Source organism: Paraburkholderia humisilvae, assembly GCF_902859855.1.
Classification (GTDB): Bacteria; Pseudomonadota; Gammaproteobacteria; order Burkholderiales; family Burkholderiaceae; genus Paraburkholderia; species Paraburkholderia humisilvae.
This window is the reverse complement of sequence record NZ_CADIKH010000162.1, coordinates 1-5,806: the sequence shown is the minus strand read 5'-3', so window position 1 is coordinate 5,806 and position 5,806 is coordinate 1. Positions and strand designations below refer to the sequence as shown.

4 protein-coding genes and 3 pseudogenes are annotated in these 5,806 nt (G+C 61.2%); 4 read left to right on the top strand and 3 right to left on the bottom strand.

The window, feature by feature from the left end:
* Positions 1 to 256 (top strand): hypothetical protein (locus HV796_RS43670; RefSeq protein ID WP_217478194.1); only part of this gene is annotated, 256 nt, incomplete at its 5' end.
* Positions 257 to 605: 349 nt separating this feature from the next.
* A pseudogene (locus tag HV796_RS39860) lies at positions 606 to 1,172 on the top strand (IS110 family RNA-guided transposase); the annotation flags it as partial.
* A 246-nt stretch (positions 1,173 to 1,418) separates the two neighbouring features.
* On the opposite strand, the gene HV796_RS39855 reads toward HV796_RS39860, so the two are convergent.
* Together HV796_RS39855 and HV796_RS39850 are read right to left on the bottom strand one after the other, a co-directional pair.
* Positions 1,419 to 2,387 carry a hypothetical protein gene (locus tag HV796_RS39855; protein ID WP_175233239.1) on the bottom strand — a complete coding sequence of 323 codons (969 nt, stop codon included), beginning with the start codon at positions 2,385 to 2,387 and terminating at the stop codon, positions 1,419 to 1,421.
* A gap of 52 nt (positions 2,388 to 2,439) precedes the next feature.
* Positions 2,440 to 2,655: pseudogene (locus HV796_RS39850) on the bottom strand (DDE-type integrase/transposase/recombinase); the annotation flags it as partial.
* Positions 2,656 to 3,366: 711 nt separating this feature from the next.
* On the opposite strand from HV796_RS39850, the gene HV796_RS43665 reads away from it, so the two are divergent.
* Positions 3,367 to 3,840, top strand: coding sequence for a hypothetical protein (locus HV796_RS43665; protein ID WP_217478193.1), 474 nt, complete (start codon positions 3,367 to 3,369; stop codon positions 3,838 to 3,840).
* 60 nt (positions 3,841 to 3,900) lie between these two features.
* Positions 3,901 to 4,110 (top strand): annotated as a pseudogene (locus HV796_RS39840) (ATP-binding protein); the annotation flags it as partial.
* A gap of 1,142 nt (positions 4,111 to 5,252) precedes the next feature.
* Here the strand turns inward: HV796_RS39840 and HV796_RS39835 are convergent.
* Positions 5,253 to 5,651: a hypothetical protein gene (locus tag HV796_RS39835; RefSeq protein ID WP_175233237.1), complete on the bottom strand. Its 399-nt coding sequence runs from the start codon at positions 5,649 to 5,651 to the stop codon at positions 5,253 to 5,255.
* Positions 5,652 to 5,806: the final 155 nt, after the last annotated feature.

Below are 5,806 nucleotides of genomic sequence, written 5' to 3'. Positions count from 1 at the left end.
ATGCCGCCCATCGAACAACCCCTCCAGCCCCTTGCGCTTGATCATCACCGGCTACCCGTTTGATAGGCTCGCTACTTTATCCGATTCGCCGAGCATATTTGCACCAGAGCCCTTTTCTGGACAGCTGCTTTACAGCAAATCTGTGTCCAGAAAAATCCGGGCCGCGGCAATGGAAAAGGTTTTTGACAATCCCACTGTAAGCACCCGGCGAAGCCGGCGTACCGGGCTTTCCGCAATTGCACGCACCGGAGCGTAATCCGCCACCTGCTGCACAGATAGTCTTCGCTAATTTCGCGATGATGCGGGGCATTGCGGTGGAGGCATTGTCAAGTTGACGAGTTCGGGTCAACGTTGTCGATAAGATCAGGTATCCTGATCAGGGAGCGAAGATGCCGGCCAGTTCAGCTGTCCACTGCTGCCAGGCAGCACAGCCTTTGCGCGAGTGCAGCGCGGCGGTTACGGGCCGGGCGAGTTCGGGAATTTCTGCCTTTTCCGCCGGTTTCCCTCCCAACCTAGTGTTGTGAGTTAGAAATTCATTGAATAAATTGCTGCGTGTAGTAGCTGGCAGCAAAATCGAATAATGAAACGAATTTCTAACTCGCAACACTAGAGCGGCACTCGATAAGGCGATGCCTGACGTATTGGAGCGGCTGACAGATCGCTTGCCAGCGATATTGATCGACACGCTGCGCGAGCAGTGGAGCGGGCTGACAGATCTGGACAGAAAGATTGCTGAGATTGAAAAGCGTCTGCAGGCGTGGATGAGACAAGACAAGGCATGCAAGGCAATCGCTGCAATTCCTGGCGTCGGCCTGCTTACTGCGACTGCCGCTGTCGCAACGATGGGTAACGCGAAGGCTTTCCGCTGCGGTCGGGAATTTGCCGCGTGGCTCGCGCTGGTACCCGCGCAGACAGGTTCGGGCGGCAAGCTACAGTTGCTCGGCATCAGCAGGCGCGGAGACGCCTATCTGCGTACGCTGCTCATTCACGGCGCTCGTAGCGTGCTCTTCCATGCGAAAGAGCCGGGAGCATGGCTTGATCAGATCAGGAAACGCCGGCCGATGAATGTGGCAATCGTCGCGCAGGCGAACAAGATGGCGCGCACGATCTGGGCGATTCTGGCGCATAACAGACCGTACGAAAAAAGTTACGTGAGTACGAAACCACTCTGACTCGTGCTGGCAATCGTAGTGATGACAAAACAGGTTGGACCGGGACTCGCTAAACCTGAATGCTGGCAAGAACTTCGAGTTCGCGCGGAGAACGAGGTGTGAGTCAGCGGATTTCATAGTGGGCCGCACCGCTACAGGTTGCAACAAGCCCGGATATAGAGCTGCAACCCATCCTGTCAGTCGGAACATACGAAAACCTTCGCAAACGGGAGGCGTTCATATAGGCCAGCATGGCCACGCGTACTGTCAAGGCCCGAACGCATCGGGGATTTCGGTAAGGCGGCGCTGGGTCAGGCGACTGGCCCATCCGGTGGCGTCGCCCGGTGAGGGCGGTGAGCCGCCCGGGCGAGGCGCGTGGCGGGTGGCGCCAGTGAGCGCCGGATCGTCGCCGGGTGCCGGGGAATCGTCCGGCAGCCATCCGGGCAGGTCCGGATCGCGCGGTGGCGCGCCTGCCGGCAGGCGCGGTGCGCGGACGGGACTCACGTAATGCGTGACGTGCGTGCCGGCGTGGGGGTGTGGATGGCGCAGCGCTGCGTGCGCGGACGGGTGCAGCGCGCGGGCGGAGCTCACGTGACGCACGGCGTGCGTGCCCGCGTGCAGGCGCGGCTGGAGCGGTGCCGCGTGCGCGGGCGGAATCGTCGCCAGCCGGGCGGTGGAGAGCTGCGGAGCGGCGCTCGCGGGCACGTCCGTATCCACCAGCCGGGAAACAGATGCGGCGGCGCTCACCGGCGCGGACCTGACGGGCACCACGTCCCGGGCGGGCAGCCCGGTTTCGCGCGCCATGAGCCAGGCGAGGCACCCCAGCGCCCCCAGGGTACAGGCCGCGACCCCGAGCACCGGGCGCCGCGCAGGCATGCGGGCAGCGGCACCGGGCACGAAGGCCGGCACCGGTCGTGGCATGGGCCGCCCCTGCGGCACCGGGCCGGACTGCCGCGTGCCGGGCATCGCACCGCCTGACATCACCTGCGCCCAGTCACGCAGTCCCCTCACCCCGAAGGGCATGATGATGGCATAACCGCCCGCAGGCATGACCGAGAGCAGCGCGACCAGACGCATGATGCGCACGCCCTGCACCCCGGTGATGCGGGCCGGGCAGGTCTGCAGGCGCGCCTCGAGCCTCCTGAGCAGCGCATACAGGCGTAGCTGGCTGGCACGCGCGGGAATGGCGCGGCCCTGCCCGGGCGCCCTGAGCGTCCAGTCGCGCAGGCCCTTCACGCCGAAGGGCGTCGTTAATGATCGAATTCGATTGACAATCGATCAGGATGCCTTATTGCGTGGAGAGGGCTGCATTCCAGACTGCGGGTGCAGTGGCCTCTTTGAGAAGCAACCCGGCCAGACAGAATTGGCCCTTGCGAATGCAATGCATCAACTCGATGCCTGCGATCATGATCGCGGCATTCCTGAAACGTTTGAACCCGAGCATGACCTGGGTCCGGGACTTGATGTTGCGATGGTCCTGCTCAATGAGGTTATTGAGATGTTTAGCCATGGAGAAATTGGGTGCCCGCCAGGGGTTACGGTTGCGGCGAGGCGCCGTCCGTTGCGGACGTCCGTTCACGACGCGTTCCTGCACCGGTACAGTGGGGCTGTCTACATCCCCGATGAGTCCAAGTTCATGCCGAACGACAACATTATTCGTCGCACCGACGCGGGGCATCCGCATGTCACCGACCTCCCGAGCACCGGTACCGGTGACCGCGCATTGCAACGCGTGGCGAAATACCGAAGTACATCTGCGCGTCTGAGCCTGCAGCACATTTTTGGCCAGGTCCAGTCCAACAGTCGCTATGTTCATGATGAACGCCTCCTTTGACGTGGATATCACGGCTTATCCACTAATGGCACAATCCCTTGCCACTTAGCGGGAGTCGTCCATCACATCAGATTGTGGCGCCGACAATGCAACCGTCAACTTCTTTAGATTTCCGCCCTCATGAAAATCGATTCCAGCGTCGGCACCAGCCACGCAGACCCGGCTATGCAATCCGCTGGCCACGCCGGCACGGCCGGCATCCGGTTGTCCACGGCCACCGACTGTCCCAGTCCAGTTCCGCAGCCCGAAGGCAAGCTGTCAGGCGCCATGGAGGTGCTATCGAAAGTGATATCGCCATCGACACCTGGTCGACTCCGGTCGGCCTTTCAGCGGACCTGGGGAATACAGCGGTCACGCATCCCTGTCGATGAAGCCGCCCGTGTGATCGCCAATCATTGGGCTGGTACCCGTTCTTCAGATAAGGCGAGTGATATTGGCCATCTTCCTGGCGAAGTGTGGGCCCACAATAATCGTTATCTTGACAGGGAAGCCAAGGTGAACATGAGCAAAGCCAGCCCAGGTTTTGCCAGGGCCGCAAGTTTCGCTTCCAGCCGCAAACCAAACGAAAGTCCGATGGTTTACTTCAATCGTCTTTTGTCTGAGGGTACCGAACCGGAACTTGCAGCGCGGAGGACCGGGCATGGCGCAAAAACCGGCGAGACGAGACGGGATCACGCGGAGCGCCTCATAAGTGAAGGAATGAACGTCACAAACGCCATCAGCGTCGCCAGGATACCCTTGGCTGCGCTACATCAGCCCGGGGAGTCGAGGTGGGATTTTTTCATCCGCCTCTACACCAGCATGGGAGTCGGGTTGTCGGACGCGGCAGCCGCTACGGGTCTAAATATTTCGTGAACTCATAGATCCCACGCTAACCAGTTATAGACACCCTGCCGCCATTCGGGGCCGCGCTTTCTCGAGGTGCTCGACGACCGGCATGGCCGACGCTCGACGATCGTCACCAGCCAGAGTCCGGTCGACAGCTGGCATGCCGCCATCGGGGACCCGACGCTCGCTGATGCCATCCTTGACAGGCTGGTTCACAATGCACATCGCTTCACGCTCTCAGGCGAATCGATGCGAAAGCGCCGAAACGGTTTGACCGCCGACGCCGCGAAGGAGTAAAAGAGCTTACCCCGCGTCGCCACGTCCGCAGCGCTCGCCTTGCTGTGGAATCTCTGCTCGGTTTTCGCGTGGAATGTCCGCTCGCTCTGCCGTGAAACGGCTGCTCGATTTGCGTGGAATACGCACGTCATCGTCATAGCGACGCTGTGGACCCGGCTTGTCCCTGGGTGGCAGTGACTCCCGGGACAGCACGCGTATCGCATGTTTGCGGTGATAGCCCGTCAATTGGATGAACTCGTCCAAGATCCGGCGCTTATCGCATCTTCCAGACCGCCGGTACCGCTGGCCAGCCGCCTCAGTCAGTTCCCATCTTATTGTCATGCTGAGCCTCGTCATAAGTCGCTCCCGCCAGCCGTCTGACAGGTAGCAAAATACTTGAGGCAACGAGCCTAGCTCGGTAATAGAAGACGCTTGTTTTCGCCTGATTTCGGCTAGGGCGCCTACATTTCTCGAAAATGTGTTGCCGTCCTGTTGGACCGCATATTCTGAAGCATTAATGTTAATTGGAGATGGGCGCAGACCGTCCGCCGCCACGATCTAGTCGCCCATCTCAGGACCACCATGACGCTCCTGCCCGTTCTCCATGGGTTCAGCATTCGCGCATCATGGCTTGGGGACCAGCACGCGCGCTGCGGGTAGTCCCGGCCGAATGTGTCGCGACAACAATGAGCAGATGATGAATCGGGTCGCGACAGGGAACGACGCGGCAAAGCGCGAGCGCGTTGATATTTATTGAATGCCTTCCTGGCCGCCCGAAGAGGGCGGCGGCCACGGCCTACAGCTGAAGGTCCGTTCCATTGGAATCACAGGTCGCGCGGCAGGGCAACCGTCAAACGATCAGGATGCCGGCATCGTCAGAAACGACATCCAATTCGCACTCCTACGTTCATTCAGCACGACGCGCGAATCACTGAAGCGCGATCAGAGAGCCCTCTCGGGTGATGCCGAACCGCTGGGCGACGCTCTGGACATTCTCCCCGGCCTCTACCGCAGCGCCTGCCGGGCCACGCACCGACGTTAACTCAAGCGTTGCCCGAGCTCCCTCGCCGGTAACGCCGAACCGTTGGGCCACGCTCTGAACGTTCTCCCCAGCCTCTACCGCAGCCCTCGCCAGAGGGTTTGCGTTGGCAAAGTAGATGGCGTCAAGCAGCACGGCCGGTCGGCCGGTCCGTTTGTCGCTGGCTGCGCGACGGCGACGGGCCATGCAGCTCAATGCCATGGGTCTTGACCAGATGCAATGCGAACAGGATTTTCGGATCAATCAGGGTACTGTCCGGCGAGGGCCACTGCCGCGCCAGTGCAACGAACGCCGCCCCCAATGTTTCGTGAGTCGCATACGGCTGCGGGGCGGCTTCTCCACGGGACAGGGCGGCACTCTTCAGCACCGACGCCATCGAGTGCTCAAACGTGCCGAACCGGTATTGCGTGTCCTGACCATGCGCATCCAGCCAGTCCACCACCATCCTGCGCCGGGCCGGTTGTGTCAGGCTGGCGAAATCAGGCAGACGCATCAGGGATGGATCGTCGGCCAGATCGTCCACGCTCCTGCCTGCCGCATTGACAAGCGCATTGCCATCAAAGCGGAGGCTCTGGTGCAAATATGCTCGGCGAATCGGATAAAGTAGCGAGCCTATCAAACGGGTAGCCGGTGATGATCAAGCGCAAGGGGCTGGAGGGGTTGTTCGATGGGCGGCAT